The sequence below is a fragment of the Shewanella xiamenensis genome (genome assembly GCF_024971755.1).
GTDB lineage: Bacteria > Pseudomonadota > Gammaproteobacteria > Enterobacterales > Shewanellaceae > Shewanella > Shewanella xiamenensis.
On the sequence record NZ_CP079718.1, the window covers coordinates 1,171,729 to 1,198,358 of the forward strand.

The 26,630-nt window shown below is 48.7% G+C and carries 28 protein-coding genes; 26 read left to right on the forward strand and 2 right to left on the reverse strand.

The annotated features are described in order from the left end of the window. Nucleotides 1-399: 399 nt before the first annotated feature. The 22 genes from KXJ80_RS06295 (at nt 400) to KXJ80_RS06395 (ending at nt 21,655) form a co-directional block, all read left to right on the forward strand. Nucleotides 400-747, forward strand: coding sequence for a DUF4406 domain-containing protein (locus KXJ80_RS06295; RefSeq protein ID WP_259474616.1), 348 nt, complete (start codon nt 400-402; stop codon nt 745-747). 360 nt (nt 748-1,107) lie between these two features. Continuing rightward, nucleotides 1,108-1,641, forward strand: coding sequence for a lysozyme (locus KXJ80_RS06300; RefSeq protein ID WP_259474617.1), 534 nt, complete (start codon nt 1,108-1,110; stop codon nt 1,639-1,641). Beyond that, complete coding sequence (locus tag KXJ80_RS06305) at nt 1,622-2,125, forward strand: hypothetical protein (RefSeq protein ID WP_259474618.1); 504 nt, start codon at nt 1,622-1,624, stop codon at nt 2,123-2,125. The genes KXJ80_RS06300 and KXJ80_RS06305 overlap by 20 nt, the downstream gene beginning before the upstream one ends. Continuing rightward, nucleotides 2,010-2,249, forward strand: a complete 240-nt coding sequence (gene lysC, locus KXJ80_RS22490) for an Rz1-like lysis system protein LysC (protein ID WP_375164135.1) — start codon at nt 2,010-2,012, stop codon at nt 2,247-2,249. The genes KXJ80_RS06305 and lysC overlap by 116 nt, the downstream gene beginning before the upstream one ends. Beyond that, the gene (locus KXJ80_RS06310) at nt 2,236-2,541 is read left to right on the forward strand and encodes a holin (RefSeq protein ID WP_259474619.1); all 306 of its coding nucleotides are present in this window, start codon (nt 2,236-2,238) and stop codon (nt 2,539-2,541) included. Before lysC ends, KXJ80_RS06310 begins: the two co-directional genes overlap by 14 nt. Then, the gene (locus KXJ80_RS06315; RefSeq protein ID WP_037428057.1) at nt 2,495-3,028 is read left to right on the forward strand and encodes a terminase small subunit; all 534 of its coding nucleotides are present in this window, start codon (nt 2,495-2,497) and stop codon (nt 3,026-3,028) included. The genes KXJ80_RS06310 and KXJ80_RS06315 overlap by 47 nt, the downstream gene beginning before the upstream one ends. Then, nucleotides 3,003-5,000, forward strand: a complete 1,998-nt coding sequence (locus KXJ80_RS06320) for a phage terminase large subunit family protein (protein ID WP_259474620.1) — start codon at nt 3,003-3,005, stop codon at nt 4,998-5,000. Before KXJ80_RS06315 ends, KXJ80_RS06320 begins: the two co-directional genes overlap by 26 nt. A 24-nt stretch (nt 5,001-5,024) precedes the next feature. After that, nucleotides 5,025-5,231, forward strand: a complete 207-nt coding sequence (locus tag KXJ80_RS06325) for a DUF6148 family protein (RefSeq protein WP_259474621.1) — start codon at nt 5,025-5,027, stop codon at nt 5,229-5,231. 60 nt (nt 5,232-5,291) lie between these two features. Beyond that, on the forward strand, nt 5,292-6,869 hold the full coding sequence (locus KXJ80_RS06330) for a phage portal protein (protein WP_259474622.1): 1,578 nt from the start codon (nt 5,292-5,294) through the stop codon (nt 6,867-6,869). Next, nucleotides 6,769-8,886: a ClpP-like prohead protease/major capsid protein fusion protein gene (locus KXJ80_RS06335; RefSeq protein ID WP_259474623.1), complete on the forward strand. Its 2,118-nt coding sequence runs from the start codon at nt 6,769-6,771 to the stop codon at nt 8,884-8,886. The genes KXJ80_RS06330 and KXJ80_RS06335 overlap by 101 nt, the downstream gene beginning before the upstream one ends. A 98-nt stretch (nt 8,887-8,984) precedes the next feature. Further along, nucleotides 8,985-9,308, forward strand: coding sequence for a DUF2190 family protein (locus KXJ80_RS06340; RefSeq protein WP_259474624.1), 324 nt, complete (start codon nt 8,985-8,987; stop codon nt 9,306-9,308). Further along, on the forward strand, nt 9,301-9,666 hold the full coding sequence (locus tag KXJ80_RS06345) for a hypothetical protein (protein WP_259474625.1): 366 nt from the start codon (nt 9,301-9,303) through the stop codon (nt 9,664-9,666). The genes KXJ80_RS06340 and KXJ80_RS06345 overlap by 8 nt, the downstream gene beginning before the upstream one ends. Nucleotides 9,667-9,669: 3 nt before the next feature. After that, nucleotides 9,670-10,227: a hypothetical protein gene (locus KXJ80_RS06350; protein WP_259474626.1), complete on the forward strand. Its 558-nt coding sequence runs from the start codon at nt 9,670-9,672 to the stop codon at nt 10,225-10,227. A 55-nt stretch (nt 10,228-10,282) separates the two neighbouring features. Then, the gene (locus tag KXJ80_RS06355; protein ID WP_259474627.1) at nt 10,283-10,708 is read left to right on the forward strand and encodes a hypothetical protein; all 426 of its coding nucleotides are present in this window, start codon (nt 10,283-10,285) and stop codon (nt 10,706-10,708) included. Next, nucleotides 10,705-11,424, forward strand: a complete 720-nt coding sequence (locus tag KXJ80_RS06360) for a phage tail tube protein (RefSeq protein ID WP_259474628.1) — start codon at nt 10,705-10,707, stop codon at nt 11,422-11,424. Before KXJ80_RS06355 ends, KXJ80_RS06360 begins: the two co-directional genes overlap by 4 nt. Nucleotides 11,425-11,537: 113 nt before the next feature. Further along, nucleotides 11,538-15,449, forward strand: coding sequence for a tape measure protein (locus KXJ80_RS06365; protein ID WP_259474629.1), 3,912 nt, complete (start codon nt 11,538-11,540; stop codon nt 15,447-15,449). Nucleotides 15,450-15,533: 84 nt separating this feature from the next. Continuing rightward, on the forward strand, nt 15,534-15,905 hold the full coding sequence (locus tag KXJ80_RS06370) for a hypothetical protein (RefSeq protein WP_259474630.1): 372 nt from the start codon (nt 15,534-15,536) through the stop codon (nt 15,903-15,905). Between the two features lie 7 nt (nt 15,906-15,912). Next, nucleotides 15,913-18,351 carry a hypothetical protein gene (locus tag KXJ80_RS06375; RefSeq protein ID WP_259474631.1) on the forward strand — a complete coding sequence of 813 codons (2,439 nt, stop codon included), beginning with the start codon at nt 15,913-15,915 and terminating at the stop codon, nt 18,349-18,351. A gap of 65 nt (nt 18,352-18,416) precedes the next feature. Further along, on the forward strand, nt 18,417-19,376 hold the full coding sequence (locus tag KXJ80_RS06380) for a hypothetical protein (protein WP_259474632.1): 960 nt from the start codon (nt 18,417-18,419) through the stop codon (nt 19,374-19,376). Continuing rightward, complete coding sequence (locus tag KXJ80_RS06385) at nt 19,369-19,674, forward strand: hypothetical protein (RefSeq protein WP_259474633.1); 306 nt, start codon at nt 19,369-19,371, stop codon at nt 19,672-19,674. The genes KXJ80_RS06380 and KXJ80_RS06385 overlap by 8 nt, the downstream gene beginning before the upstream one ends. Continuing rightward, nucleotides 19,671-21,431 (forward strand): hypothetical protein, encoded by a 1,761-nt coding sequence (locus tag KXJ80_RS06390; RefSeq protein ID WP_259474634.1) that lies wholly within the window; start codon nt 19,671-19,673, stop codon nt 21,429-21,431. The genes KXJ80_RS06385 and KXJ80_RS06390 overlap by 4 nt, the downstream gene beginning before the upstream one ends. 11 nt (nt 21,432-21,442) lie before the next feature. Further along, complete coding sequence (locus KXJ80_RS06395; protein WP_259474635.1) at nt 21,443-21,655, forward strand: hypothetical protein; 213 nt, start codon at nt 21,443-21,445, stop codon at nt 21,653-21,655. A 517-nt stretch (nt 21,656-22,172) separates the two neighbouring features. Here the strand turns inward: KXJ80_RS06395 and KXJ80_RS06400 are convergent. Further along, nucleotides 22,173-23,243 carry a tyrosine-type recombinase/integrase gene (locus KXJ80_RS06400; RefSeq protein ID WP_259474636.1) on the reverse strand — a complete coding sequence of 357 codons (1,071 nt, stop codon included), beginning with the start codon at nt 23,241-23,243 and terminating at the stop codon, nt 22,173-22,175. 156 nt (nt 23,244-23,399) lie between these two features. Between KXJ80_RS06400 and dusA the strand changes: the two genes are divergently transcribed. The 3 genes from dusA to KXJ80_RS06415 all read left to right on the forward strand — a co-directional run bounded on the left by dusA (nt 23,400) and on the right by KXJ80_RS06415 (nt 25,232). Further along, the gene (gene dusA, locus KXJ80_RS06405) at nt 23,400-24,386 is read left to right on the forward strand and encodes a tRNA dihydrouridine(20/20a) synthase DusA (protein WP_259474637.1); all 987 of its coding nucleotides are present in this window, start codon (nt 23,400-23,402) and stop codon (nt 24,384-24,386) included. Nucleotides 24,387-24,593: 207 nt separating this feature from the next. After that, nucleotides 24,594-24,887: a hypothetical protein gene (locus KXJ80_RS06410; RefSeq protein WP_037428026.1), complete on the forward strand. Its 294-nt coding sequence runs from the start codon at nt 24,594-24,596 to the stop codon at nt 24,885-24,887. A gap of 144 nt (nt 24,888-25,031) precedes the next feature. Continuing rightward, nucleotides 25,032-25,232: a PspC domain-containing protein gene (locus KXJ80_RS06415; RefSeq protein WP_037422129.1), complete on the forward strand. Its 201-nt coding sequence runs from the start codon at nt 25,032-25,034 to the stop codon at nt 25,230-25,232. Nucleotides 25,233-25,371: 139 nt separating this feature from the next. On the opposite strand, the gene KXJ80_RS06420 is transcribed toward KXJ80_RS06415, so the two are convergent. Next, entirely contained in the window at nt 25,372-26,109 is a 738-nt protein-coding gene (locus tag KXJ80_RS06420; protein ID WP_037422131.1) for an enoyl-CoA hydratase-related protein, read from the reverse strand. A gap of 34 nt (nt 26,110-26,143) precedes the next feature. On the opposite strand from KXJ80_RS06420, the gene KXJ80_RS06425 reads away from it, so the two are divergent. Further along, nucleotides 26,144-26,626: a copper chaperone PCu(A)C gene (locus tag KXJ80_RS06425; RefSeq protein WP_037428023.1), complete on the forward strand. Its 483-nt coding sequence runs from the start codon at nt 26,144-26,146 to the stop codon at nt 26,624-26,626. The last annotated feature ends 4 nt before the right edge of the window (nt 26,627-26,630 follow it).

Sequence of the window (26,630 nt, forward strand, 5' to 3'; positions counted from 1 at the left end):
AGTTTTTAACTTTCAGCTTTGTGTGGTTTTTTAGGTTTTCGCTGGCAGGTTAAATAGCAACTTTGTCAGATCTTTTTTGATCGTTTGATCATTCAATCAAAACACCATCGCGTTTTGTCATGTGACCATTTTGCCAAAGCTGGCTAAATGGTTCTGTCTTTCCGTGCAAAATCAGTTAAGTGATAAGTAAAACGAAAAAAGTTATGTGATTAAATTTTCACATATCACATATTTACAAATTTGGAAACGGCACATTTGCCGCATTATGCGGCAGATCTGCCGCTTTCAAGCCCCTTAAAATCGGGTAGATTTATATACGCTTGCTAAAGCTTCGTTTCAAAGTTGCGCTATCTCCCGCTCAAAGGCTCCCTCGTGGAGCCTTTTTTATTTGGTGCTTTTATGGCTCGTGTCTCGCTCCGCAAAAAAGTCTATATCGCTGGCCCTATGACTGGGTTGATTGATTGCAATCGCCCCGAGTTTCATTTGGCGGCCGATGTTCAGCGCGAGCTTGGCCATATTGTGCTTAACCCTGCAACGCTACCGGACGGATTAACCGAACCCGAGTACATGGCAATTTGCTTGCCGATGTTGATGTGCTGCGATCGGATTTATCTGCTGGATAACTGGGCGAGTTCAAAAGGTGCCAAAGCGGAATATGCGTTAGCGACCAAACTTGGCTTGGAGATTGTTTTTCAAGATGGGGTGGATCATGAAATAACGCTACTCGGTTTGCTGGCAGATCAATAACCGCCGCCTGATTTCTCACAGGTGTAATCCAAAAGAGAGTTCGCATTGCTCTAAGCAATAGCAACGCAGTCAGCGAAAGGTGGTCGAGCCATTTTTAGGAATGGTAACGGCATGACGTAGTTCGGGTTCGCGCCCCGTTAATGCATCAGTAGCGCAAAAAGATTATGTGTAGCCAAACCCAGCTGAACAAAAGCGGCCGCCGCAATGGTGGCCGTGGTGGGTATGTGTTGCCGTGGTTTAAACATGCTAACTACGGACGTTGAAAAACACTAAAAACATCAGCTGTTAGAGGCGGCCACCTTCACCGTTGATCTAACCGTTGGCCGCGCTAAGGCTAACCAACTTACAGGAGTCTTGCCCATGTCATTAAAGCAAAAACTCATGGCACTTGGGCTGTCCTCCGCTGTTGCATTGGCAGGGGCGAATTTAATTGCCCCAGCCGAAGCCCCAAGCGGTGAGCCGATTTTGCACACCTACCTTGATCCGGTGCAAATCCTTACGGCTTGCTTTGGGCATACAGGCCCCGAGCTTGAACTCAACCAGTTTTTTAGCGAACAACAATGCATTGAAATGTTCGCCGAGGATTTAGGCAAAGCTGATCGCCAGCTGCGCCGCCTTACGCATCCGGTGCAGTTAACCGAAGGTGAGCACGCCGCTTACCTCAGTCTCATTTACAACTTTGGTGCGGGCAACTTTCAATCCTCCACCTTGCTAAAGCTGTTAAAGCGTGGAGAACGGGTGGCGGCTTGCCGCCAACTCACTGAGGCCTGCGGCAAACATGGCTGCAATGGTTTCGTTTATGCCAATAACGTCAAATTGCCTGGTTTAGAAGTACGGCGCCAAAAAGAACAGGCGATATGCCTTAAGGATCTCTATGTTCCAAAAACTGATTAACGCCACAGGCACCTTGCACGTGTACATTATCGGCGCGCTGATACTGGTGATTGCATTACTGGGTATCAGCCTCACCGCCACTAAAACCGATCTAGCGCTTAAAAAAGCACAGCTAGAGTCTGCCGTCATTAACCAGCGCATGTTGCAGGATGACCTCACGACCGTTAGCGATGAGCTGCAAGCGCAGGCTAAAGAACGTGACCGACTCGCTAAGGATTACGCCTTTGCCTTAGCACTCAATCAACAAGCCGCAAAAGCCAAGGCCGAGATTGACAAGCAGCTTGCCGATCAGCGCGATGCCATTAAAAAACTAAGGACATCATCAAATGAACAAACTCGCAGTTGGGCTAATACTCCTGTGCCTGATGATGTTCAGCGGTTGCTCAAACACGCCGCCTATTGTGCGCACCGTAATCACCAAGCAGACCCAGTATGTGCTGCCGCCGAAAGAGTTGATCAGCCAGTGCTTACCCGCCGAATGTAGTTCGGACGCTAATGCCGATCTGCCAGATTGCATCATTCAACTCTTAGCTGTGATCCGCAAATGCGATACCGGTTTGCAGAATATCGAAACATGGCGTGAGGCCAAATTAAATGAACTCAACTGAATCAATCCGCGAAGTTGGCACGCAAAAAATGCTCGCCGCTGCGTCTTATAGTGCATCCGCTACAACAGCAGCCGGAGGAGTATTTACAGTGAATAATTTAGCGCTGTGGATAGGGATATTTTTAACAGTGCTTACATTTCTTGTTAACTGGATATATCAAGCGTTTAAAGATAGGCGCGACGCGGAGCGGCATGAGTTGCAAACGCAAGTGCTAAAGGCACAGTTAAAACAGGTAGAACAACATAATGGCCCGCATTCAACCCCAAGAGACAGCGCCTGTACTGCTGAATAAAACCGACCTTTGCAAAAGCTTAGGGTTGAGTACTCAAGCGTTTGATAAATGGGATGTGCCAGTTCACAGCAAAAAGGGCCGTGAGTGCTTGTATACCATGGCCGATGTGGTGGCCAATCGCGTCGCCAACGAGCGTAAAAAACACCTCAGCAAACCCGACGAGGATGATCCAGAAAAGCCAGATCTCGACTATGAGCGCTGGCGCTTAACCAAGGCACAAGCAGACGGCCAAGAAATCAAAAACGAAAAAGAGCGCAAAGAGGTGGTCGAGGTCGGCTTTTGTGTCTTTGTGCTTAATCGTATCGCCGCGCAAATCGCCCCAGTGTTGGATCAAACCCACATTCGTATGAAGCGCAAATATCCAGACATTCCAGAACGCATAATCGACGCTTTTAGAGCGGAGGTGATTAAAAGTCAAAACACCGTTGCCGAACTCGCAGCGGGTATCGAGGACCTTCTAGATGAGTATATCGGCAGCACAGATTAAAAATCTGAAAGCTGCCGTTGCTGCTGGGCTGCGTGGATTCTATCGCCCGCCCATGCTCACTTGCTCAGAGTACGCCGATGAGCATTTTTATATGTCGTCGGAGTCAAGCTACACCGAGGGCAAGTGGGAGAGCTTACCGTTTCAAATCGGCATTCTTAATGCCATGGGTAACGACCAAATCACCACGCTGAACATTATGAAGTCAGCGCGGGTCGGTTACACCAAAATGCTCATGGCTAACGCGGCTTATAAGATTGAGCACAAAAAGCGCAACGTGTTGATCTATCAGCCGCGTGATGGTCAAGCCAAAACCTTTATGAAAAAGCACGTTGAAACGGCGATCCGCGATATCCCCGTTTGGCGTGCGCTGGCTCCGTGGATGGGGCGCAAACATAAAGACAGCACCCTAGAAGATAAAATCTTCAGCAACGGCAAAACGCTCATGGTGCGAGGTGGTACGGCTGCGGCCAACTACCGCGAAATATCCACTGATGATGTGATCTACGACGAGCTAGCGGGTTTTGATGAATCCATCGAGCACGAAGGTAACGCCACCTCATTAGGTGATACCCGTATCGAACTGTCGATGTTCCCCAAATCAATTAGGGGATCAACGCCAAAAGTGCTCGGCACATGCCAAATGGAAAAGGCATGCAGTGAATCGCCACACTTTTTTAAATTCAATTTACCGTGCCCGCATTGCAGCGAACTGCAATCACTTAAATGGGGCGGTGCCGAAGAATCATTCGGCATTAAGTGGCGCAAAAATGATAAAGGCGAGCACGACCTAAGCACCGCTTACTATCTGTGTGAGCACTGCGGTTGCTGCATTGAAAACAATCTGCTGGATGAAATTGAGCTACACCAAAGCGCGATTTGGATTTGCGAAAACACTGGCATTCGTACCCCAGACTTTATTGATTTTTATGATGCCGAAGGTAACGACATCACCACGCCGCCCAATATCTCAATCCATATCTGGTCGGCGTATAACTCGCTCAACAGCTGGGCAAAATTAGTCACCGAGTTTTTAAAGGCCAAAGGCGATAAAGAAAAGCTGCAAACTTTCGTCAACACCAAGCTGGGCTTGCCGTGGGATAACGACACGGGCGAGCGCGTTGAGTGGGAAGATTTAAAACGCCGCCGCGAAATGTACCCCAAAGGCTGTGTACCTGATTGGGTGGTGTATCTCACCTGCGGTATCGACACCCAAGACGATCGATATGAAGGCCGTGTGTGGGGCTGGGGCGCGGGTAAAGAGGCTGCGCTTATCGACCGCTTTATCCTGTATGGCGATCCATCAAGCCAAGTCTTAAAAGACAAAGTTGCCGAGCGTATCGGCCAAAGTTACGCCCGTGCCGATGGGGTGATCCTCAATATTGGCGTAGCGGGCTGGGACTCTGGTGGTCACTACACCGACGATGTTTATGCTATGAGTAAAAAGCTTGGCGTGATGCGGGTGATCCCACTGAGGGGCGCCAACGTCTACGGCAAGCCGATCGCTAACTTTCCGCGTAAGCGCACCGCCAAGGGCGTGTACTTAACCGAAGTCGGTACCGACAACGCCAAAGAGTTGATCATGGCGATGCTGCGCATCGACCCTGATGTGGATGTGCGTAAGCCTGGGGCTATTCATTTCCCGCTAAATGAATCCGTGTGTGACGACATTGAGCTGCAACAGCTCACTGCCGAACGCAAAATTCCTAAACGGGAAAATGGCCGCATAGTTTACCGCTGGGATGCAGGTAAGCGCCGTAACGAGGCGCTGGACTGTTTTGTCTACGCCTTGGCCGCGTTGTATATCGCCATCGAAAAATTTGGCATCAATCTCGACAAGTTGTCGCCCGTTAAACCCATCGCCACCAATAGCGAACAACCCGCCGCAGAACCTAAACCCGTAACCAAACCCAAGCCAAGCGCCAATAGCTGGCTAAACGGTGGCGGCGGCGGTGCAAGCGGCGGCTGGCTGTAAACCACAGGATATACAGGTAACGCCATGAGCAAACAACAATGCCAACAGATGATCGATGCGTATATCGCAGCCGAGCTTGATGTATTGGCAGGCAAACAAACCACCATCAACGGCAAAACCATGAGTACCGAAGATCTTGGCGAAATCCGCAAAGGTCGCCTCGAATGGGAACGCCGCTTAGCTGCTTATAGCCGCCCACAAGGCGGGGTTAAATTCGCAAGCTTTAGTTAAAAGGTACTAGGGAAAGCAGACCCTAGGCCCTAGAACCTAGCGCCTTTTTTAAGGATTATTATGAGCATTATCAACGATGCGCTGGCGATATTTGCCCCGCGTTTAGCTTTGCAGCGTCAAGCCGCTGCAATGAGCTACCGCAATTTAAAAGGCTATGAGGCGGCAAACCCAAGCCGCACTCACCGCGCAAAAAAAGAAAGCCGTGGTGCCAACCAAGCGGTATTTGCGGCGGGTAAAAGCCTGCGCGAGCAAGCACGCTGGTTAGATGAAAACCACGACTTAAGCATTGGTATCTTAGACCGCTTTGAAGAACGGGTGATCGGTGCCCAAGGGATTGTGGTTGAGCCGCAGCCGCGCAGTATGAGCGGCGAAATCTTGGACGAACTCGCCAACGATATTCAGCGCCGTTTCGCCACTTGGTCGCTTAAGTGCGATGTTACAGGCCGCTTTAGTCGCCCAGAGCTTGAGCGCTTAGTGCTGCGTAGTGCGCTGCGTGATGGCGATGTATTCGGTCAGCATGTGATGGGGCGCGTTAGCAAGTTTGGTCATCCGAACGAGCAGGGCACTCAATACAGCATCGAGGCGCTTGAGGCCGACTTTATCCCCTACGAGTTAAACGAACCCGCAAAGCGGGTACGCCAAGGGCTTGAGGTTAACAGCTGGGGCCAAGTAGTTAACTATCATGTGCTGCTTGATCACCCCGCTGATCAAGTCGGTTTTCGTTACAAGACCAAAGCCGTAGCCGCATCAAACATGATGCACCTCGGTTTATTCAAGCGCCTGCACCAGCTGCGCGGCGTGTCGATATTCCACGGCATTTTAACCCGCTTAGCCGACATTAAAGACTACGAAGAATCCGAGCGCGTGGCCGCACGGATTGCCGCTGCGCTGGCGTTTTATATCAAGCGCGGTGATGCCTCGATGTACATCATGGATGACCAAGCCAGCAATCGCGAAATCCCCATTGCACCAGGCATGACGTTTGACGATTTAAAGCCCGGTGAAGATGTGGGGATGATTGAGTCAAATCGCCCCAACGTCCATTTAGTGGAATTTCGCAACGGCCAGATGAAAGCCGTCGCAGCGGGTAGCCGTGGCAGTTACTCGAGCATATCGCGCGACTACAAAGGCAGTTATTCAAGCCAGCGGCAAGAGTTAGTTGAGCAAGACGAATCCAACCGCATTATGCAGCAATGGTTTTGTGCCGGTTGGTCTCGCCCTGTGTTTCGTAACTTCTTAAAAATGGAATTGCTCAACAAGCAAGACCCATTAGTGCTACCGCCCGATCTCGACCCGCGCACCTTGTTCGATGCTGTGTACTACGGCCCCACTATGCCGTGGATTGACCCACGCAAAGAGGCCGAAGGTTGGGAAATGATGATTGCAGCCAACGTGGCTACTGAGGCCGATTGGACACGCGCCAGAGGCCGCAACCCAACCGAAGTGAAGCGCCAGCGTAAACGCGAGGTGGAATACAACCGTGAAAACCACATGGTGACCGCCAACGACCCCGACCCATCGCTAGGAGATCCAAATAGTGAAAAAGACCCCAATAGCAGTAGCGGTAGCAACGCTAAGCGCAATGCTGCCAAACGGAACGCTGATCGCTCCGCAAGGCAACAGTCAGACCGCGAGTAATGAAAAGCGCGGCTTCTACAGCATGAAAGCCGCTGCTGGCGGCGTAGCAGAATTAATTTTATATGGTGATGTTGGTTGGGACTTTACCGCCAAACAAATCGCAACCGATTTACGGGCTATGGGAAAAATAACCCAGCTCAAAGCCTATATCCAATCTGGTGGCGGTGATGTGATTGATGGCATGGCTATTTATAACATCCTCGCCCGCTGGCCTTGCCAAAAATCAATTTGCATTGAGTCCATCGCCGCATCAATGGCCAGCGTTATTTGCATGGCCTTTGACATAGTGATCATGCCATCCAATGCCTACTTGATGATCCATAGCAACTGGGGCGGCGCAGTTGGAACAGCAGAGGACTTACGCGAATACGCCGATTTGCTAGACAAATGGCGCGCTAGCATGGGTAAGGCTTATCAAGACAAAGCCAAGGGAAAATTGAGTGAAGAACAGCTAGCTCAATTCTTTAAATCAGACACTTGGTTAAGTGCTCAAGAAGCCGTGGCGCTTGGGTTAGCTGACCAAATTATTGAACCGTTGCAGCTAGCTGCATCCATTGATCCAAAACGACTCCAGGAGTATGAAAACATGCCTGAAAAACTGAAAGCTTCATTTGCAATGCAGGGTAATATCAATACTCCTGCACCAGCAACTGCCCAACAACCCGCTCCAGCGGCCGCACCTGTCATTAATGCTCAGGTTCCAGCACCTGCACCATATACTGCACCAGTTGCACAGCCCGATCCTGCTGCTATTCAAGCGGCTGCGATTGCGTTAAATACCGCGCGCATGAATGGCATTAACACGGCGTTTGCGGCATTCCCGCAGCTGGCCGAGTTAAAGAATCAGTGTATCGCTGACGCGTCCATTGATGCCGATAAAGCCAAAGACATGATCTTGGCTAAGCTTGGTGAAAACACCACGCCAGCCGCGACCATGCCGAATCGGGTGATTATCCACTCTGGCAACGGCAATATCGTTGGTGACTCAATTCGCGCCCAGTTAATGACGCGTTCAGGTCACGCGACAGCAGAAGCTAGCAACCACTATTCAAGTTACAGCATGCTTGAACTGGCCCGTGCATCACTGCTGGACCGTGGTATTGGCTGCGCAGGACTCAATAAAATGGAGATGGTGGGTCTAGCGTTTACTCATAGCTCAAGCGACTTTGGCAATATTCTGTTAGATGTGGCTAATAAGTCAGTGCTTATGGGCTGGGAAACAGCCGAAGAAACCTTCGAGCGCTGGACTAAAAAAGGTCAACTCGGCAACTTTAATATCGCTAAACGTATCGGCCTTGGCGACTTTAATAGTCTGCGTCAAGTGCGCGAAGGGGCTGAATATAAGTACGTAACCGTTGGCGACCATGCGCAACAAATCGCGCTGGCAACCTATGGCGAGCTATTCAGTATTACCCGTCAAGCGATCATCAACGATGATATGAGCATGTTGACTGATATCCCAATGAAAATGGGCTTTGCTGCCAAGGGAACCATTGGTGACTTAGTGTATGCAGTATTAACCAAAAACCCCGCAATGGCTGACGGTAAAACTTTATTCCATGCAGAACACGGCAACTTAGGCAGTGGCGCCCCAAGTGTGGCCAGCCTTGATGCGGCGCGCATGTTAATGCGTAAGCAAAAATCGGGTAATCGCCCACTCAATATTCGTCCTGAGTTTGTGCTATGCCCAGTGGCATTAGAAACCACCTTTAACCAGATCATCAAGTCTAGTTCAGTAAAAGGTGCGGATATTAACGCGGGTGTTGCTAACCCTATCCAAAACTTTGCCGAAGTGATCGCCGAGGCTCGTTTGGATGATAGCAGTGCGGCGGCGTGGTTCCTTGCCGCAGGCCAAGGACGTGACACCATTGAGGTAGCTTACCTTGATGGTATTGACACGCCTTATATCGAACAGCAACAAGGCTTCACTATCGACGGCGTAGCCACCAAAGTGCGTATCGATGCTGGTGTCGCTCCACTTGATTATCGTGGCTTGGTGAAATCAACAGGCGTGTAATTAATAAAGCAGGGCGCTTCGCTGCTAGAACGGGCTGCGCCCTTATAGATTCTAGATTCTAGAGTCTGGTCACTTCTTTACTCCATTAGGAAACCAAGATGAAAAATTACATTCAAGATGGCAAGACCATCAGCTTTACACCCACCGCCGCTGTCGCCAGTGGTGAAGCCGTGCTTTTAGGTATTTTGTTAGTTGTCGCCATCGGCGCTATTGCTGCCAATACATCAGGCGAAGGCGTGACCGAAGGCGTGTTTGAACTACCTAAACTCAGTACCGATGTTGTCGCCCAAGGCGCGGCGCTGTACTGGGATAACACTAACAAACGCCTAACGGTTACCGCCTCAGGCAATACGTTGGTCGGTAAGGCGTGGGATGCTGCTGGTAATGGAAAAGCCACTGTTTGGGTGAAGATTAATGCCTAACGTGGGCAGAAACTTTGCCGACCGTGTGAACGGTAAAATGGCACGGGTGTTTAAGCGTTTGGCTGACCCGTGCCAATTTACCCCAAGCGATGGCACAGAGTCATTTACGCGCTTAGTGAGCCTTGATGATAACGGCGCCGAAATTGCCGCATCAGCCAATGAGTATGTGCCTGAGCTAATCAGCCGCGCCGAGTTCTTACTGAGTGAGGGTGCGGTCAATGCCGGTGATATCTTTGCCCTAGGCAGTGTTGACGAAAATGGAGCTTTTATCCCCAATGGCCAACAGGGCAGACTGACTCAGCGCGTGAGCATGGATAGTGTTTGCGTGGCATTTATCTATATCACCATTGAGGAATAGCCCATGGCGCGGATAAAGATTGAAGGAATGGAGGCGGTAACAAAGGAACTGAACCGCATCCGTGCCGCCCAAGCGCCAGCGATAAACCGCGCCATTGATGACACGGTAAAGTTTGGGCAAAAGGCGGCTGTCGATGCCATCTTTAACCGCTATGGCTTTAAATCCCGCAGTTATATTGAGCAACATCTCTCTGTGAGTGTGGACCCGCGCAACTTAAAAGGGGTGATCACTGCCCGTTATCGTGCCAGTACCTTAACCCGCTTTGCCAGACCATTAACCCGCACAGGCAAAAACGGCCGCTCAAGAACTGACGGCCATATGATTAGCGCACTGCGTAATCAGCCAACTTGGTTTAAAGGCACCTTTACCGTTATTGGTAAAAACGGCAATCAAATCATGTTTGAGCGAACTAAAGGCGATAACAGTTGGCGCAAGCTTAAGGGGCAAAAAGCCATGTACGGCCCTTCAGTGGCAGGCAGTTTCCGCAAAATCCGCGACGATATTGAGCCGCCGATTATTGCGTATCTGCAAAATAAATACGGCCAGTACGCGGATAGATAGTAACTAGGTACTAGGTCCTAGGTCCTAGCGCCTCATTCCTTTGTTAAGGACTCCCATGATCCAAGCAATTATCGACCGTTTAAAAACGGTTGACGGCGCGACCGTGCGCGAAGGCTTTTATGCCCAAGGCGTGGCTAAGGAAAAGATGTTTATCTTTTTGCAGCCGTTTACCGATGCCTTTGGCGCTAGAAATGGCGTTGATGCCTATCGTGATGATCTGGTACTGCAAGTGGTGGCGGGTATTGCCGTTGATAAAACCCAAACGCCAACGGCCGATCTCATTAACCTCGTTCGCGCTATTCGCACCGCGTTTTACAAAGATGAGCGCACGGTGGAGAAAGTTAGCTGGTTGCCATCGGTGATCACCTTTAAAGAGTTAGAAGCCTGTAAGTACATCATGCCCGAAGCCCATGAAAAACACGGGTTAGCGGTGCTCACCCTATCCCTTGTTAATACCGTTAAATTTGGAGAATCACTATGAGTGAAACCGTAGTCGAGAGTTACATCGGCTCTGGCATCGTTTACGTTGCTGGCCGCGACGTTGGCAACGCCTCAGCCGTAAAAATTGCCATCGAGCAAGAAACCAAAACCCAACCTAACTACCGTGGCGGTGGCGGCAATGCGGCCGAAATCACCAAGGTAAAATCGGTTAAATTGTCATTCACCATGAACGACTTTAGCAACGCTAACATGGCGTTAGCCCTGCGCGGTGTAGTTGAAGTTGTTGCTGCTGGTGCGGTAACTGACGAACCGTTAGTTGCAGTATTGGATGGTTTAGCCAGAACAGCATTTATGATCGACACCACTGTTGCTCCAGTTGTTAAAAACGAAGCTGGCGCGGTAACGTATGTCAAAGATACTGACTATGTGGTTAGTGCTGGCGGTATCCGCGCCTTAACAGGCGGAGCGATTACCGCAGGCCAAGCGCTTAAAGTCAGCTACACCAAAAAAGCCGGTAACGTACTGCAAGCCCTCACTGAATCAGGTACTACAGTTCCTGTGGTAATTGATGGTGTTAACGATGCCACAGGTAAGCCTTGGGTGTTGGACTTCTACAAATGGAGCCCAAGCCCAACTGCTGGCTTGGACTTGATCGGCGATGACTTCGGTAGCTTTGATATCGAAGGCGGTGTGCTGGCCGATAGTTCTATCGTTGCCACTGGCAAGTCTAAGTTCTTTAAACGTAGCGCCGCATAATGTTGGTGCAACTATCCGGACATTCCGGATAGTTCAGTTAAACGAAAGGCCCACAGCATTTATTCAATGCTGTGGGCTTTTTATTTTGGTTTGTTTATTCCATTGGTGATGCCATGAGCTTTAAAGATCAAATCGTCAACTTGATTATTCAAGGTAAAGACCTGTTTTCGAGCGAGGCGGCTAAATCTGAAAAGGCATTACAAGAGTTAGCAAACCAAAGTGAAGTCTTAAATCAGCGCCTGGATGATTTAAAAAATCAACAAGCCGCCATTGCTGCCATTGACGATCTCACCACTGCCATTAGCAAAGGTGAACGTAAATACGTTGATAGCGCCCGCGCGCTCGATGAGTTAGTTAAACAGCAAAAGCAAGCAGCCACCCAAGCCAAGCAGCTTGAAACCGCACAAAAAGAGGCGGCTAACTCAACCGCTAAGCTTGAAACTGAATACAGCCAAACCGTTGCCGAACTGGCTAAGTACGATCAGCAGCTTGCCGCAGCCCGTGCCGAGGTTGAGCGCTTAACCGCCACTCAAGGCGAAGGCGCACAGGCTAGCAAGGCACAGGCGCAAGCGCTCTCTCAAGCCAAAGATGATTTAAAGCAACTTGAGTCTGCCCAAAAGAATACCGAAACCAGCGCCAAGGCGTTGGCTGACGAACTCGAAAAGCAATCAACCGAGTTAAAGCAACTCGGTAGCGAAGTTGATAAAGCTGGGCAACAAAATGCCGAGTACGCGCTTAAGGTTAAAAGCGCCCGCACCGAGTTAAATCAACTTGGCACCAGCCTTGGTCGCAACAAGGCCGAACTCGATAAACAACAAGTCGTGCTCAATAAAGCCGGCATTGATATGAACAAGCTGGCCGATGCCAGCAAAGAGTTAAAGACTCAACAAGCCGCCGCCGAAGTTGCTTTAAAAGGCGTTAACACTCGGCTTGAGCGCCACAATAAATTACTCAATGAATCGCAAAAAGAGGCGAGTGATTTTGGTGGCAGCATTAAAGCGGCCACAGGCTCGCTTATCGCCATGGCGAGCGCGTATGTTGGCGTTGATCGCCTATGGGAAAGCCTAAAGTCAATCCTCACCGCAGGCGATAAAGCCCAAGCCTTTAGCGCCCAAATGACGGCGATGATGGGCTCAATCGCCGCAGGTGAGCAAGCCACCGCATGGATTAATGATTTTGCCAACCGTACTGGCACCGAGTTAGAAGGCGCTAAGCAAGCCTTTGCCTCATTAAAGACTTTTGGTATCGACCCTATGAATGGCTCACTGCAAGCCATGGTCGATTACAACGCTAAGATTGGGGCTAGCCAAGAGGATTTAGAGGGGATCATCTTAGCGGTAGGTCAGGCATGGGCTAAGCAAAAATTCCAAGGCGAAGAAATTCTCCAGTTGGTTGAACGCGGTGTGCCCGTTTGGGATTTGTTGGCAAAGGTCACAGGTAAAAATACCCTAGAACTCAGTAAAATGAGTGAGCAGGGTAAGCTTGGCCACGAGGTGATGCAGCAGCTGTTTGACGAAATGGGCAAACAGGCAAATGGTCAAGCTGCGCTAAGTCTTGAGCGTCTTGGTGGGCAGATTAATTTAATCTCCAATAAATGGGAGCAGTTTTTACAAATCATCGCTGACTCTGGTGCGTACCAAGTCGCGGTTGATTTGCTCAAAGATCTCAATGCGCAGTTTGACGAACTCAACAAAAGCGGCAGCATAAAAGCGGCTTCGCAGGATATCAGCGACTTTTTCCGCAACCTTGTACGCGATGGCGGCGAAAGCCTCAAAGCGACACTCGATAACATCAACGCCTTTACCACTGGGTTAAATGTTGTCGCGGGGTCGGTGCGGCTGATATTCAATGTGTTCAGCTCGGTGGTGGCTACATTCGGCGCAACGCTTAGCGGTGTGTTCGCCTTGATCCTGCAAGGTTGGGCCACGGTTGTTGGTACTCTCGGCGGTGATGAGTTAGCCAGAACGCTAGAGACACAGGCCAATGCGTTAAAGGCAGTATCGAAAGCCTATCTTGATCAAGTCGAACAAGACGCCCGCGATGCCACCGCCGCGCTAAAACAAATGGGCGTGGATATTCGCCTTGATTCCGATGGCACCACTCAGACCCAAGTTAATAATGCCGAGAAGGTAAAAGCGGCGGTTAAAAGTCAACTTGAGCAGCAGATTGAGGCTAGCCAACAGGCCGTTGCCGCCGCTGAAAAGGCCAATGAATCTGCCGCCAAAGAGGTGGCAGCATGGAAGGCGCGCGAACAGGCCGCTAAGGAGCATTACACCGCCCTTAAAAATTCAGGCACCGCCAGCATGGCCGAGCTTGAAGCGGCACAGATTGCGCTTGAAAATGCCACACTGCGCCTAGGTGATGTGCAACTGAGTCAGGCGGATAGTCAACAGCAGTTAGCCAACGGCAATACAGCCTTAGCCAATGCCACAGTTAATTTGCGCAATGAGCAAAACCAGCTAGCGCAAGATCAACTAAGTAAAGTTCGCGATGCGTTTATCGCTGGCCAAGCCTCGGTTGATGACTATAAAGCCGCCCAAGATAACGCCAAAAAGGCCGCGGCAGAGCTGGCAAAGGCGCAAGGCCAACTCACTACTGAGGTTAACAAAACCGCGCAAGCCGCAACTGACTATGAGTTAGTGATGGCTAAAGCAGGCATTACCACTACCAAGGTATTGCAGGATCAAGCCGCAGAAGCCAAAAAGACCTTTGAGCAAGTTAAACAAGGTGCCAAGGATGGTGCCGCCTCGACATACGATTTAAACCAAGCGTTTTTAACCTATGCCGAAAGCGCGCTAAAGGCCGAACAGGCATCGCTAAAATACGGCCAGTCTAGTGACGGTACTGTGGCAGCCTCGCTCAAGCAGCAAGCGGCAGCGATGGGGTTAACCGATCAGCTCGGCAAGCTCATTGATCAATATGGCAAGGTCAATTCAGCGCAAACCAATTTTGCTCAAAACAGTAACACCGCCTTTAATCAAGTCGATAATGACGTGAGCAACATGGGCGATTCGGTGGTTAATACCCTCGATACGATAGTTAAATCTGCCGAGGATGCGGGTACAGGCCTAGGCGATATCGCCCAATACTTTGCTGATATAGGGGCGGCGGTACTCACTAAGGTGCAATCCTTAAGTGATGGCGCTGCAAGATACTTTAACACCATCGTTTACGGTGTGCAGAATGTCAAAAAGGAATTTGGCGAACTGGGCGAAGTAGAAAACGAAATCGAGCGTTTAACCGGGGTGATCTACGAGTTAGATAATACCCTTGCTAAAACCATCGACTTTGTTGGCCTGCGCACTTGGGCATTGGAAACTGAAAAGGCGGGCAAGATTGCCGAGCGCGCCTACTATCGGCAAAAGCTTGAACTGCTGCAATTGGTTGAAGCGCTGGATAATGCCGATTCTGCCAATCTTAGCATTATTTCGAGTGCTGAACGTGCCACCAAAGCGTTGGATTTGGTCAATGATCAAGATATGTCCTTGCTTAACTCGGCACTGTCCAGCGCCAAGCAGCACATGGACTCTTTGCGCGATAGCGCTGAGTCCACACTTAAGTCACTGCAGGATGAACTTGACGGATATCTAGGCCGTCAAGATGAAATCGAAAAGCGCCGTTATCAAGAGCAGATTGCCGATCTCAAGCAGCAACTTGCCGCCGCCGAACGCACGGGCGATAAACAGCTCATTGCTGACTTGCAAGAAGCCGAGCGCACACTCAATCAGGTGTATGAGTTCCGCACCGCAGAAGTGAAAGCCCAGCAAGAAGCCGATAAAGCCGCCAAGGCCAAAAGCGAAGCCGAGGCCAAGCAGCAAACCGCTGCCGCCAATGCGAGTACCAAAGCGGTTACCCAAACCACAACCACCACAACCTCTAGCGAGAATGCCCCTGTGGGCAATAGCGCGGATACGGTTGTGCTTAAGTTGCAAGTGGGTAACAACACCTTTGATGCCAGCATGAAGCGCAGCTTGGTGACTGAGTTAGTAGCGGAAATCAAGCGTTTGCAATCGATAGGCGGGTAACAAAGGTTCTAGGTTCTAGGTTCTAGGTTCTAGCTTTTAGTCCCTAGGGCCTCGCTGTTCCTAGGGCCTTCTTTAAGGATTCCCATGACAACCATTGATACCATCGCGATTAGTGCCGATCTGCTGTGGCTGAATCGCAACAATCAAGTGCGGGTTGCAGCCAATACCAAGCGCGCCTTAAATGGCGCGCCGCAGGTGCAGCAAACCATTATCCCAGTAGGCCATGCCATGGAACTTGGCACTAAAGACGGATGGCTTGCGCGCAGCGAATTTGAGCAATTGCAGGCCCATGCCGCCAGTACCTTAACCGCCTTTACCCTTAGCTATGAGGGTACCGATTACAACGTGATTTGGGATAACACCCAAGGCGCGCCGATCAGCGGCGAAGATGTGTTTGATGAGGTGCAAGGCTTTGCGCAACTGACTAACGTCACCCTTAAGTTTTTAACGATGTGAGCACTTTATGACTATCACCCGTGCCGATTTAAAAGTATTTAAGCCAGAACAACTGGGCTCAAGTGATGACGCAGGCGGCCAGCGTACTAAGCTGGTTGTGCAATCCGGCAAGCTTAATGAGTTGTTTCCGGCGATCTCGGATATTGACCACGCGATGAGCGCGGTGGATATCGTTAAATGCTATCCGGCATTAGATACCGCTGGCCGTGAGTTGCTGCTCGACGTCCATGTGTTTATTAGCCAAAAGCCGACAGATCCGCTAGTAAGCATGTTGATTGCCGAGGCGGATACGCTAGACGATGCCGACCGTATGACGGATATGGTTGAAATCCTTGAATCCTCGGTACGCGCTGGTCAGTTAATCCGCAACCGCTTGATCGGCTTGCTCGCAGGTCAAGACACCTTCCCCCGTGCCTATTTGCAATCGAGTTACCTTTTTAATGGTACCGAGTATTGGGCCAACGTCACCCTGTTAAAAGGCCAAAAGATTGTGATTAGCGTGGAGTATCCAGGCGCTGAAAATGCCCAGTATCCGCGCTTTGAGCACTTTTGCGAGATCCAAGAAACCGTCACAGGTGGACCAACTGGCAATGTGCAATTTAAACCCGCGATCCCTTTTAATACGCCAAACTACGATATCACCATCAATGGCGAAGCCGGTTGCACTAAAATGCGCTACGTGAGTGAAAACGATGGCATTAAGTACCACGGCGTAAGCAAGTTAACTGCGGCATCTACAGGCAATGAGCTTATGCTTGAGTCAACGATTACCGAATTGTTGCCCAAGGTTAAAACCCTTAATCCATTGTCTGGCAATACGATTACCTCTGGTGATGATGGAAGCGGCATTATCCCTAAAACCGCCAGTACGCCCTATATCGCAGGACAGCAAACGTACATCTTTGAACTGCCTGATTTACTGAGTGATGATTACGTTAATAACGGCCTGCGCTTGGCTCCAAAAGTAGTTAATATGCCATCTATTTGGAATAGTTCTATTGTTGGCACTACTGCTACTTTTACAGCCAAAACAAGTCTTAGCTATTACGATATCGAAGCCATTACCATTGAGTATATTTCAGCCGCTAAATATGCGGTGTATAGCTATGGTTCGGCGTTTCCTGCAAACAAAAAAATCACTCTTGGCTCAACCCAAATGCGGGTGGTGTTTACCAATACATCCCAAGGCAGCGCAGTATTAACCGAAACCTCAGAGGGTAACTTTGTTGATGCAGCTAACAGCGTGCGCTTAGTGCAATTGGATTATGAGACTGGCGTGGCCACTAAGTTTTTAGATAGCCGTGGCGATTTTACCATCACTTATAACTGCTTAGTTGAGCCGCAACTGACCTCGGACAATATCGCCAACTTTGCATTAGTGACCGATGCGCCTGTGCTTGACACTTTTTATGTGCAAGTGAGTAACGTTGCTGGCGATACCTTGCTATCGGCATCAAGCGATGCGGCAGGGGTGATCACTGGATCAGGCATTACCGGCACGATCACGGGTACCAACGTTTCATTAAGCTTTGCCCAAAACGTAGATTTAAAATCGCTGCGTTACGACATTAGCGAAACCGTGTCGCTATCACCACCGCCAGAGCTCTACGGTCTTAATCCGCTGCGGATTAAAAACGGCGGCATTGTTAACGCCTTCACTGCGTGGAACTCAGTCTCTATTCAAGATACTGCCGTGCAAGTGCTAAGCAGCCCTGCGCCCGCGCAAACCTACAATGCTCGGGCAAATGCGCGCTTTGTTGATATCACCGATGCCGAAGGCAAAAGCCTGTGGACGGTGGCAAACACCCATTACACATGGGTTAAAGAAACGGGCGTTGTCACTATCAACAGTGATTTTAGCGGCTTTACTGCGCCATTTATCCTCACCGATACCATTGGTGAGGTAGCGCTAGTGACTGAGGTGCGCAAAAACTCGTTAGTGCTTGCCTCCGAACTCAGCCGCCAATACCCCATTGGCGCCACGGTATCGAGTGTGCAAAACCTCGGTGACTTGCAAGCCCGTGTTGGGCCCGTGCGCGATATGACGGCGTGGTCAAACAATTGGGATTTAGACGGCGAACCCGCCACAGGCAATTTGAACAATGTCGATTATCCAATTGAAGTGCGTAACGACACGGCGATAAATGAAGATTGGGTGCTGATATTCACTAGCCAAACGGCGTTCCGCTGCGTGGGTCGCCGCATTGGTCAAATTGCCTCGGGTGACACCTTAAACGACTTTGCCCCCGTTAACCCGCTAACGCAAGCGCCTTACTTTATCATCCGCGCTGCAGCCTTTGGTGGCGGTTGGAATGCAGGCGAAGCCATCCGCTTTAAAACCTATGCCGCCAGTAAGCCAGTCATGCTACTGCGCACAGTGCAAAGCGGTCACTCACAAATAACAACGGACCGCGCCGTACTCGCATTCCGCGGCAATGAGTCTTAACAGCAGGCGCTAGGGCGCTGCGCTTATAGGTTCTAGAACCTAGCAAATTTTATTCAGGAGTTTATATGGGATTACCAGTAACCGTTTATCGTTCTACCGATGCAGGTGCGCCAGTCCAACGGATAACTAAACCGTCTGATGTGATCGACATCTTGAAAGCGTGTCTTGTCAATGGTTATGGCACCATGGTCGGGGCTGGTTGGAATTTGGTTTTTGAGGATGCAAGTGCTAACAAGGCTGTATTTAGCAACTCGTTAGTGGCAGGTGGCAGTGGTGGTGCAGTGCAAGTTGAACCGCACAGTGGTAGTAATGCAGTTGGTGCCACAGTGCGGTTTACTGCTGCAAACCAGATTACAGCGTTAGATTCATATATTAATAAATGTGGTTTTCGTGGATTCACTACCAACTTTTCATCTAGTGGTAAACCCTCAAAAGGGTGGACGGTCATCGCCACAGCACGATCTTTTTACATTATAGTTGAGTCGCCAGAAACCAAATTACAAGAAAATTTCGACACAAATGGTTATGCCGCTGTCATATTTATTGGTGATATTGAATCATATATACCTAATGACCCTGGTATATTTTCAATTGCAACAGGGCATCAATCCGTTGGGGATGCTTTTATTAATGATTACAGCAATGCTACATTTTTTTGTGGAGGATCTAAATCTGCTGTGCAGTTGTTCGCAACTGACGGTGCTACCGACAGTGCTGGTTATAGAATGTCCTGTGATTATTCAAGCGACTGGTTGTATTTTGCACCCAGTACCGAGTTTGACCCTGCTGTAACTAATACACCTATTGATTTACAAAGGGCTCCATTACTTAACGAAGGTACACCAACCGCATCACTACCACTGTGTAGGGGGTTCATTCCCGGATTATTTGTAACGCACATTCGCGCCTTCTTTAAAATTGAATTACCAATTATACGTACTCTCGGTGGTGACAAATACTACTTCCCTGCATCACCAATGAATATCTCATGCGTTATTCAGTGTAGTGGGGAATGGTATGTATAAAGGCACGGAAATAAGAGGTGGATTAGTAGATGTACCATACTATCAAGGATTGGTTGAGATTGACTGTGATGTGGATGCAGAGCTTGTCACAGTCGCGTCAATTCATTTGCGCGAGTTTAACTTTACACAGTTAGTGCGTGATGGGTTTACAAACAAATTCATTGTACCGAAGAAGTTCACTACATCAAACGATCTGTTTGTAGTCATTTTCGATAGAGATCGTACTTATCGTGCCGCTATTGTGGACGGTGTTAAAGCCGAGTTGATTGATGGTAACACTGTGAATATTCGCCCATGACAGCCACTGAAATCCGTTTCAATAAACCTTGGTTAAACGCTGTCTCGCCTGTAAAAATCCGCTTTAATGATGCGCCTGTTATTGTCGATAATTCCTTTGGTATCGAGCTTGGCTTTAGTTGGGCGGATTTAAACCCAGTGCAGCAAGCGTTATTACTGGCTGAGGCATCAATCGAGCATGAATCGCAATGCACTGGCGCGTGGGATAACGACAACGGCACCCAACTCAATACCGATATCCAATGGCTTAACCCGCAATCAACGGGCATACATACGCAGTTTGCATGGGCTGTGGGTGACGAGGTTCGCAGTGATTTGGCGATTAACTGGATAACACCGGATGATCATCAAACTGGCCTTGAGATTGTGTGGCTAACGCCAAAGGACCATGTGACGTTGACTGTATTGCCGTGGGTGAACTTTACCGCCGTGGATCGTGAGGTAACTGTCACTTGGATTGATGGCCCACAAGCTGAGATCGCGCACGTTATCAGTTATCTCGGGATTGTAGTTGATACTGAGCAAACTATTACGTGGGGGCCACATGCGCCGCGCTGGGTTTGCTCGAGTAAATACCGTCCGCCAGTGGGAAAAGTCACACTGCGCTTTAATGAGCCGCTAGCTGATGATCCTAATCCCGTTGTGCTGCGCTTTACCGCATCACCTAATTATTGTTACTGGGATGATGGCGGCGGCTTGATTGACGGCAATCCCGTATTACCACCACTCGATTTTAAAATCCCCATCGAACCCCAAATCCGCAGGTACTACTTAATGCAGCCAACGGTGACATGCACCCGAGTTTCAGACGGCACAGTGATTGTGATCAGCAGCGTGAGCATTAGCCATAGCCGTGGACAGTGGGCCCGCGCGGTAAGCTTGGAGTTCTCAAGCCGTATCGATGCCGAGCGCGCACACAATGAGCTATTGCTGATCAGCATCAACGGCTATGAGTTTTACGCGATTGCGGAACAGCCAAGCGTAAGTAAGGTGTTTGGCAGTGCCACTTATAACAGCACTGGCCGATCCCGTGTGGCTGAGTTGTCTGCGCCGTATAAGTTGCCAATCAGTTACACCAACGCTAGCGCCCGCAGCTTTGCAGGTTTGTTGGGCGACTTACTGCAAAATACTGACTGGACGGTCGAGCTTAACGGCATCACTGATTTTACTATTCCAGCGGGTGCCTTTAGCGTCGGCAATAAAACGCCTATCGAAGCAGTAGCTGAGGCGGTAGGGCAATTGGGCTGCATGATCTTAACCGATGATGCTGCTAAAAAGCTGACTATAGTACCGCGTTGGCCTACTGCGCCGTGGGCAATGGCTACCGCAGTGCCTGATCTGGCATTGCACGATGCGGTGATCACTAGCTATAGCGACTCGGTTAGCCGCAATCCATTGTGTAACGTGGTGTGGCTGCGTGGCGAACAGCATGGCATTAGCGCAAAAGTCAAACGTACAGGCAGTGCGGGCAATATCCCCGCGGCTGATATCAGTGCTCAGTTGATTGTTGACAACCAAGCCGCCCGCGTAGCCGGCACCAACGCACTGGCAGAAACGGGCGATAAGTTAACTGTGAATTTGTCGATGCCAGTGATGGCCGATTTACCACCCGCAACGCCTGGCATGTTGGTTGGTGTCACCATCAACAGCGAAGTTTTCAAAGGCGTGTGCGATAGCTGGACTCTCCGCGCGACTGTAAGCGATCGCGGCGATATCGATATCGAGCAAAGCATTACATTGATCTGTCCACTCGACTAAGGGGCACTATTTTGCTTAAACAACTTCAGTCAGCGTTGGTATTGCCACGGCAGATCATGCTCGTTTCTGCCGTTAATGCCGATGGCACTGTCACCGCCAGCAGCGCCAGCGGCCACACCATCCGCGCCATTGGCACCGCTACCGTTGGCGACAATATCTATGTGCAAGATGGTAGGGTGCTAGGGACTGCACCCGATTTGCCATTTGTGGAGATAGATGTTTAGTTAATTACATTTTGTTACATTGTTTTACGTTTAAATTTTTTACACATATTTTTATCCCATTCATGATGCTGATCGTTCGAGAATCCCATTTAAAAATAGGTTGTTGAGCCTCGTTATCAAATTAGTTCCTAACAGCTTATCAAAATTTGTGCATCTAGTTTTTATACTTTTAATACACTATATTTGTATGTAACTGGCTAATTTTATTGTTTTTTATTTTTTGTTTATTTGACTAATATAAATAAATTTTTTATTTTTACCCCAATTCAATCGCGGGGTAATGGCTATGACGGATGTCAATTTAGATCGGATAGAGTGCCAGTGCTATGAGCAGGGGATGCAGTTTGCTGAGCGGTATATTTCATTCAGGCAGGGGAATCACGACTGCGGCATTCAGCTGCATGTAATAGCAAAAATTTTAGAAATCATAGCGCCACAGTGTCGCGAGGGATTTTACGACACTATGGATGCATATATCGCAGACTGGGCTAATGCAAAAAATTAAGAATATTTTTAACTATTTTAAAATATCCTTATCATGCAACCTCTTAGGGAATAACTCGGTATACACCTGCCAGAGTGTATTGATATTCCTATGCCCTGTAACCTGTGCCACCTCATCAATCGAGTAGCCCTTCTCAAATAGCCGGCTTGCGCCTTCTCGCCTTAGGTCGTGATAGCGCAAATCTTTAATCCCCAATTCATCCCTCACACGCTGAAACCCTGCGCTAACAGAGGTGGAGTTATACGGGAATACCCGTTCATCATACCGTGGCTGCTTTTGCAGTATCTCCCACGCTCCACCCAATAGCGGTACTAACATATGGTTGCCAGTCTTTTTGCGCGGGTCCTTGCGGTCTCGCACAATCACCGCTTTTTGAGCCTCATCCACATCGGCCCAAGTGATGCGGCAAATCTCACCAATCCTCATGCAACTCAGTATCGAGAAATCGAGCAAGTCTACAAATGGGATATGCGCCGCTCTCTGTTTAGAACGCGCCTCTAGACCTACCTTAAGCTTTTCTATTTCTATCGCTGTTGGCCGGCGAGAACGCTTACCTGATTTTGCAATCAAGCCTTGGGTATATAGTGCATCATATGCATCAGTCACCGCCCCTTGGGACACTTCAAAACCAAAGTTAGATTTAGCGATTCTTAGTATCCAGCGGATCACGCTAACATCACTCGATACTGTTGAAGGCCCTGTGCCAGAACTACGGCGTAATTTGCAGTGCTCAATAATATGATGAGGCTTTAACTCATATATAGGTACTTTTGCAACATCGCAGTCAGCAAGCAAATTAAGACAATATCGCTTAGCTCGACCAATGCTGGCATCAATGTTAGGATCGCCAAGCGCCTTTACTATTACCTCACCAATCGTAATTGCATCAGTCGTGGTATCTTCAAAACCGTTGGTTTCAATCTCTGCCACCCGCTGCTTACCCCACGCATCAGCAGCCGCGTGTTTGGTAAAGGTTCGCTGCTCCGTGTATAATACTTTGCCATTTTCTTTGACTCGAATAAGGCAGCGATGGCGAATAGTTCCATCTGCTTTTTCTCGTTTTTGAATACTGTATGACGCCATTTTTTTGGTTCCCCGAATCCTAAAGTCCAATGTATTGTGGTTCCCTATTGGTTCCCCTACAAGTGGAAAATAGCTAAAAATGTGCAAAAATTAGTAAATATATTTTTTAGCTGTAATAAAGCTACATTAGCTAAGCACCTTGAAATAAAAGAATTTATGCTAAAATCAATAGATAGAACCTTTTCCATTGCGCCTATGTTGGATCTAACAGACCGTCATTACCGTTATTTTGCGCGCTTAATGTCGGCTAATGCTTTGCTGTATACCGAGATGGTGACCACCGGCGCGATTTTGCATGGCCGTGGCGATTATCTTGCCTATAACCAAGAGGAACATCCTCTGGCATTACAATTGGGTGGCTCGAATCCTGCTGAACTTGCTCGCTGCGCCAAACTTGCCGCCGAGCGCGGTTATGATGAAGTGAATCTCAATGTGGGCTGTCCTTCGGATCGGGTGCAAAATGGTCGCTTTGGAGCCTGTTTGATGGCTGAACCTGAGCTGGTGGCTGAGTGTGTCGATGCCATGAAGCAAGTGGTTGATATTCCTGTGACGGTAAAAACGCGCATCGGGATCGATGAGCAGGATAGCTATGAGTTTTTGACTCACTTTATTGATACTGTCATGGCTAAGGGCTGTGGTGAGTTTATTATCCATGCGCGTAAGGCTTGGCTGCAAGGCTTAAGCCCGAAAGAGAATCGCGAGATCCCGCCCTTAGACTACGAACGTGTGTATCAGCTCAAACGTGATTATCCGACGCTTAATATCAGCATTAACGGTGGCATCACTAGCCTTGAACAGGCCCAAACCCACTTGCAGCACTTAGATGGTGTGATGGTAGGACGTGAGGCTTACCAGAATCCTTATATGTTGTCGCAGGTTGACCAACTGCTCTGTGGCAGCCAGAAGGCGGTGATTAGCCGTGAGGCTGTGATTGAAGCGATGGTGCCCTATATCGAGGCTCACTTGCAGGCGGGCGGACGCCTAAATCATATCACTCGCCATATGATTGGCTTATTCCAAGGTTTGCCTGGTGCCCGTGCGTGGCGTCGTTATTTAAGCGAAAACGCCCATAAAAACGGTGCGGGCATAGAGGTGGTAAAGCAGGCTTATTTGAGTATTCAAACAGAAATAATTGCTCAATAATCATTCGATTTAAAAAGTGGTGAGATTCACTAAACGTTGTAGTATTTTTCACCACTTTACCTTTCCTAAATATCTCGCTTATCTCGTTCTAGCTTAAAATAAATTTTTAAATCTAATTAAATTAGTGTGTTAGGTTTTATTTGATAAGTTGGCACGCCCTTTGTAATAGTCCCTATGTCAAGTTAATCAATCGAAAGGGACGACATCATGTTTACTTCAAATGTTAAAAAATCAGTTCAAGTGAGTGTGTTATTCGGTGCATTAATGGCGAGTGTTACAGCACATGCTGAAGCGGCTCCTGTATCTGATGTTATGAGCGCCATTGAGCAAACTCTTAGCACCCAAGCGCAGGAGTTGTTAGTGAATACAAAGCGTGAATTGGTGTTATCGCTGCAAACGCAACTGGCTGAAAGTATCTATGACTTTAATAGTCAACTAACACTGAGCGCGGATACCCAAACTGATTCGGCAACCACAGGTGAATTGAGCGCGAATAAGTAAGGATCTGCCTATGTGGTTTGTAGCACCTCTAATGACTTTGCTACTGCTACCAGTGATTAGCCTCGCGTTGTTTTCAGGCATTATCTGCTGGTTTCAGTGGCATAGTGTCAGCGATAAGTAACTCATAAAATTTTGGAGTTCAAAATGAAACGAGCGCAAATACGAATGAACAATTCACAACGTTTGGTCTGTGGTGTTGCATCAGGTATGGCGTGGCAATTTGGTTGGTCCTGTTTTTGGACGCGAGTGGTATGGGCGGGGGCAATTCTGTTTATGCCAGGCGTGAGTCTACTGGTGTATTTTGTGTTGGCTTTGCTTGTAGAACAATGGAAAAGACCGATTTAAGCCAAGTTTTTGTACTCTAGATTGTGGGACATTAATGGGACAGCCTATACACGTTTATGGCCACAATCGTTAGCGAGATGCTATCAACAAGAGGGCACATTGACCCTCATGCCAATAATGAGCACTTGCTAAGTGAGTATCACTTTTTAAGAAAAGCCTGGAATCTGGCTTTTGCTTCATCACTTTTAAGTCTTGCACTAAATTGTTCTAATTCTTGATGCATTTGGTGTTGCACACGGTTTTTATGTGGTCGCATCAACTGACGGGTAATTTGCAGCGCCTGCGGAGGTTGATTGGCTAGTTTTTTCGCTTGGTTAAAGGCATAAACCAATAACTCTTCTTGGGCGATCACATCGTTAATGATGTTCAGTCTGTGGGCGGTATCAGCATCAAAACTTTCTCCGAGCAGCAATAATTCAGCTGCTTTTTGATAACCCACTAATTCGGGTAGGAGTAAACTCGCGCCCGCTTCAGGGACCAAGGCTAAATTAACAAAGGGCAGTTGAAACTTAGCTGTATTGTCTGCGTAAACTAAATCGCAATGCAGTAGCACAGTGGTACCAATACCAACAGCCGCACCAGAAACGGCAGCGACCAGTGGTTTTTTGAGCTCTAATAAACAAAATAAGAAGCGTACCGCAGGATGGTTTGGCCCTAAGTCACTATTTTTCAAAAAGTCTGCAACATCATTGCCCGAGGTGAAACAATTATCTTCACCATGGAGCATAAAGGCACGAATGTCGTTGTCTGCTTCACCTTCGATCAGGTATTCTGTCAGTTGTTTATACATATTAAGATCAAGTGCATTGCGTTTATCTGGGCGATTAAAGCTGATAACACGAACGCCCTGATCATCCCGAACCTGTATATGACTCATGGGTTGTTTTCCTTTACGACGACATTGGGTAGACATGGAGTTTAAGACATTGAAACCGATATTCAAACAGATGTTTAATTGTGTTGCCTTATCCTGTGCCTCATTTTCTGTTTTCGCCAACGTAGTGATGACTGAAGGTCATGTACGTGCAATGCCTGATACCGTTCCAAATACTGCCGCTTACTTTACGCTCGAAAATCACAACGATAAAGCCGTACGCTTGATTGGCGTGACAACCGACGTAGCGAACGAAGCGCAATTGCATACCATTATTGAAGAGCAAGGTATGGTAAAAATGCGCCATGTTGAAGGCTTTGATATTCCATCCCATGGAAAATTAACCCTGATGCCATCGGGGGAGCATGTCATGCTAATTGGGCTTAAGGCTCCATTAGTGTTAGATCAGCAAGTTAAGCTGCAATTAGAGTTTAACGATGGCGAAAAAATGACGATTACATTGCCTGTCGCTAAGCAGGCCGAGAATGCTGCTGAACCCGAGCATCATCACCATCATTAAGGAG

What these genes read in the sequence shown, in the direction of transcription:
- KXJ80_RS06295 (WP_259474616.1), top strand. Translation starts at nt 400, where the DNA reads ATGGCTCGTGTCTCGCTCCGCAAAAAAGTCTATATCGCTGGCCCTATG.
- KXJ80_RS06300 (WP_259474617.1), top strand. Translation starts at nt 1,108, where the DNA reads ATGTCATTAAAGCAAAAACTCATGGCACTTGGGCTGTCCTCCGCTGTT.
- KXJ80_RS06305 (WP_259474618.1), top strand. Translation starts at nt 1,622, where the DNA reads ATGTTCCAAAAACTGATTAACGCCACAGGCACCTTGCACGTGTACATT.
- lysC (WP_375164135.1), top strand. Translation starts at nt 2,010, where the DNA reads ATGTTCAGCGGTTGCTCAAACACGCCGCCTATTGTGCGCACCGTAATC.
- KXJ80_RS06310 (WP_259474619.1), top strand. Translation starts at nt 2,236, where the DNA reads ATGAACTCAACTGAATCAATCCGCGAAGTTGGCACGCAAAAAATGCTC.
- KXJ80_RS06315 (WP_037428057.1), top strand. Translation starts at nt 2,495, where the DNA reads ATGGCCCGCATTCAACCCCAAGAGACAGCGCCTGTACTGCTGAATAAA.
- KXJ80_RS06320 (WP_259474620.1), top strand. Translation starts at nt 3,003, where the DNA reads ATGAGTATATCGGCAGCACAGATTAAAAATCTGAAAGCTGCCGTTGCT.
- KXJ80_RS06325 (WP_259474621.1), top strand. Translation starts at nt 5,025, where the DNA reads ATGAGCAAACAACAATGCCAACAGATGATCGATGCGTATATCGCAGCC.
- KXJ80_RS06330 (WP_259474622.1), top strand. Translation starts at nt 5,292, where the DNA reads ATGAGCATTATCAACGATGCGCTGGCGATATTTGCCCCGCGTTTAGCT.
- KXJ80_RS06340 (WP_259474624.1), top strand. Translation starts at nt 8,985, where the DNA reads ATGAAAAATTACATTCAAGATGGCAAGACCATCAGCTTTACACCCACC.
- KXJ80_RS06345 (WP_259474625.1), top strand. Translation starts at nt 9,301, where the DNA reads ATGCCTAACGTGGGCAGAAACTTTGCCGACCGTGTGAACGGTAAAATG.
- KXJ80_RS06350 (WP_259474626.1), top strand. Translation starts at nt 9,670, where the DNA reads ATGGCGCGGATAAAGATTGAAGGAATGGAGGCGGTAACAAAGGAACTG.
- KXJ80_RS06355 (WP_259474627.1), top strand. Translation starts at nt 10,283, where the DNA reads ATGATCCAAGCAATTATCGACCGTTTAAAAACGGTTGACGGCGCGACC.
- KXJ80_RS06360 (WP_259474628.1), top strand. Translation starts at nt 10,705, where the DNA reads ATGAGTGAAACCGTAGTCGAGAGTTACATCGGCTCTGGCATCGTTTAC.
- KXJ80_RS06365 (WP_259474629.1), top strand. Translation starts at nt 11,538, where the DNA reads ATGAGCTTTAAAGATCAAATCGTCAACTTGATTATTCAAGGTAAAGAC.
- KXJ80_RS06370 (WP_259474630.1), top strand. Translation starts at nt 15,534, where the DNA reads ATGACAACCATTGATACCATCGCGATTAGTGCCGATCTGCTGTGGCTG.
- KXJ80_RS06375 (WP_259474631.1), top strand. Translation starts at nt 15,913, where the DNA reads ATGACTATCACCCGTGCCGATTTAAAAGTATTTAAGCCAGAACAACTG.
- KXJ80_RS06380 (WP_259474632.1), top strand. Translation starts at nt 18,417, where the DNA reads ATGGGATTACCAGTAACCGTTTATCGTTCTACCGATGCAGGTGCGCCA.
- KXJ80_RS06385 (WP_259474633.1), top strand. Translation starts at nt 19,369, where the DNA reads ATGTATAAAGGCACGGAAATAAGAGGTGGATTAGTAGATGTACCATAC.
- KXJ80_RS06390 (WP_259474634.1), top strand. Translation starts at nt 19,671, where the DNA reads ATGACAGCCACTGAAATCCGTTTCAATAAACCTTGGTTAAACGCTGTC.
- KXJ80_RS06400 (WP_259474636.1), bottom strand. Translation starts at nt 23,243, where the DNA reads ATGGCGTCATACAGTATTCAAAAACGAGAAAAAGCAGATGGAACTATT.
- dusA (WP_259474637.1), top strand. Translation starts at nt 23,400, where the DNA reads ATGCTAAAATCAATAGATAGAACCTTTTCCATTGCGCCTATGTTGGAT.
- KXJ80_RS06410 (WP_037428026.1), top strand. Translation starts at nt 24,594, where the DNA reads ATGTTTACTTCAAATGTTAAAAAATCAGTTCAAGTGAGTGTGTTATTC.
- KXJ80_RS06415 (WP_037422129.1), top strand. Translation starts at nt 25,032, where the DNA reads ATGAAACGAGCGCAAATACGAATGAACAATTCACAACGTTTGGTCTGT.
- KXJ80_RS06420 (WP_037422131.1), bottom strand. Translation starts at nt 26,109, where the DNA reads ATGAGTCATATACAGGTTCGGGATGATCAGGGCGTTCGTGTTATCAGC.
- KXJ80_RS06425 (WP_037428023.1), top strand. Translation starts at nt 26,144, where the DNA reads ATGGAGTTTAAGACATTGAAACCGATATTCAAACAGATGTTTAATTGT.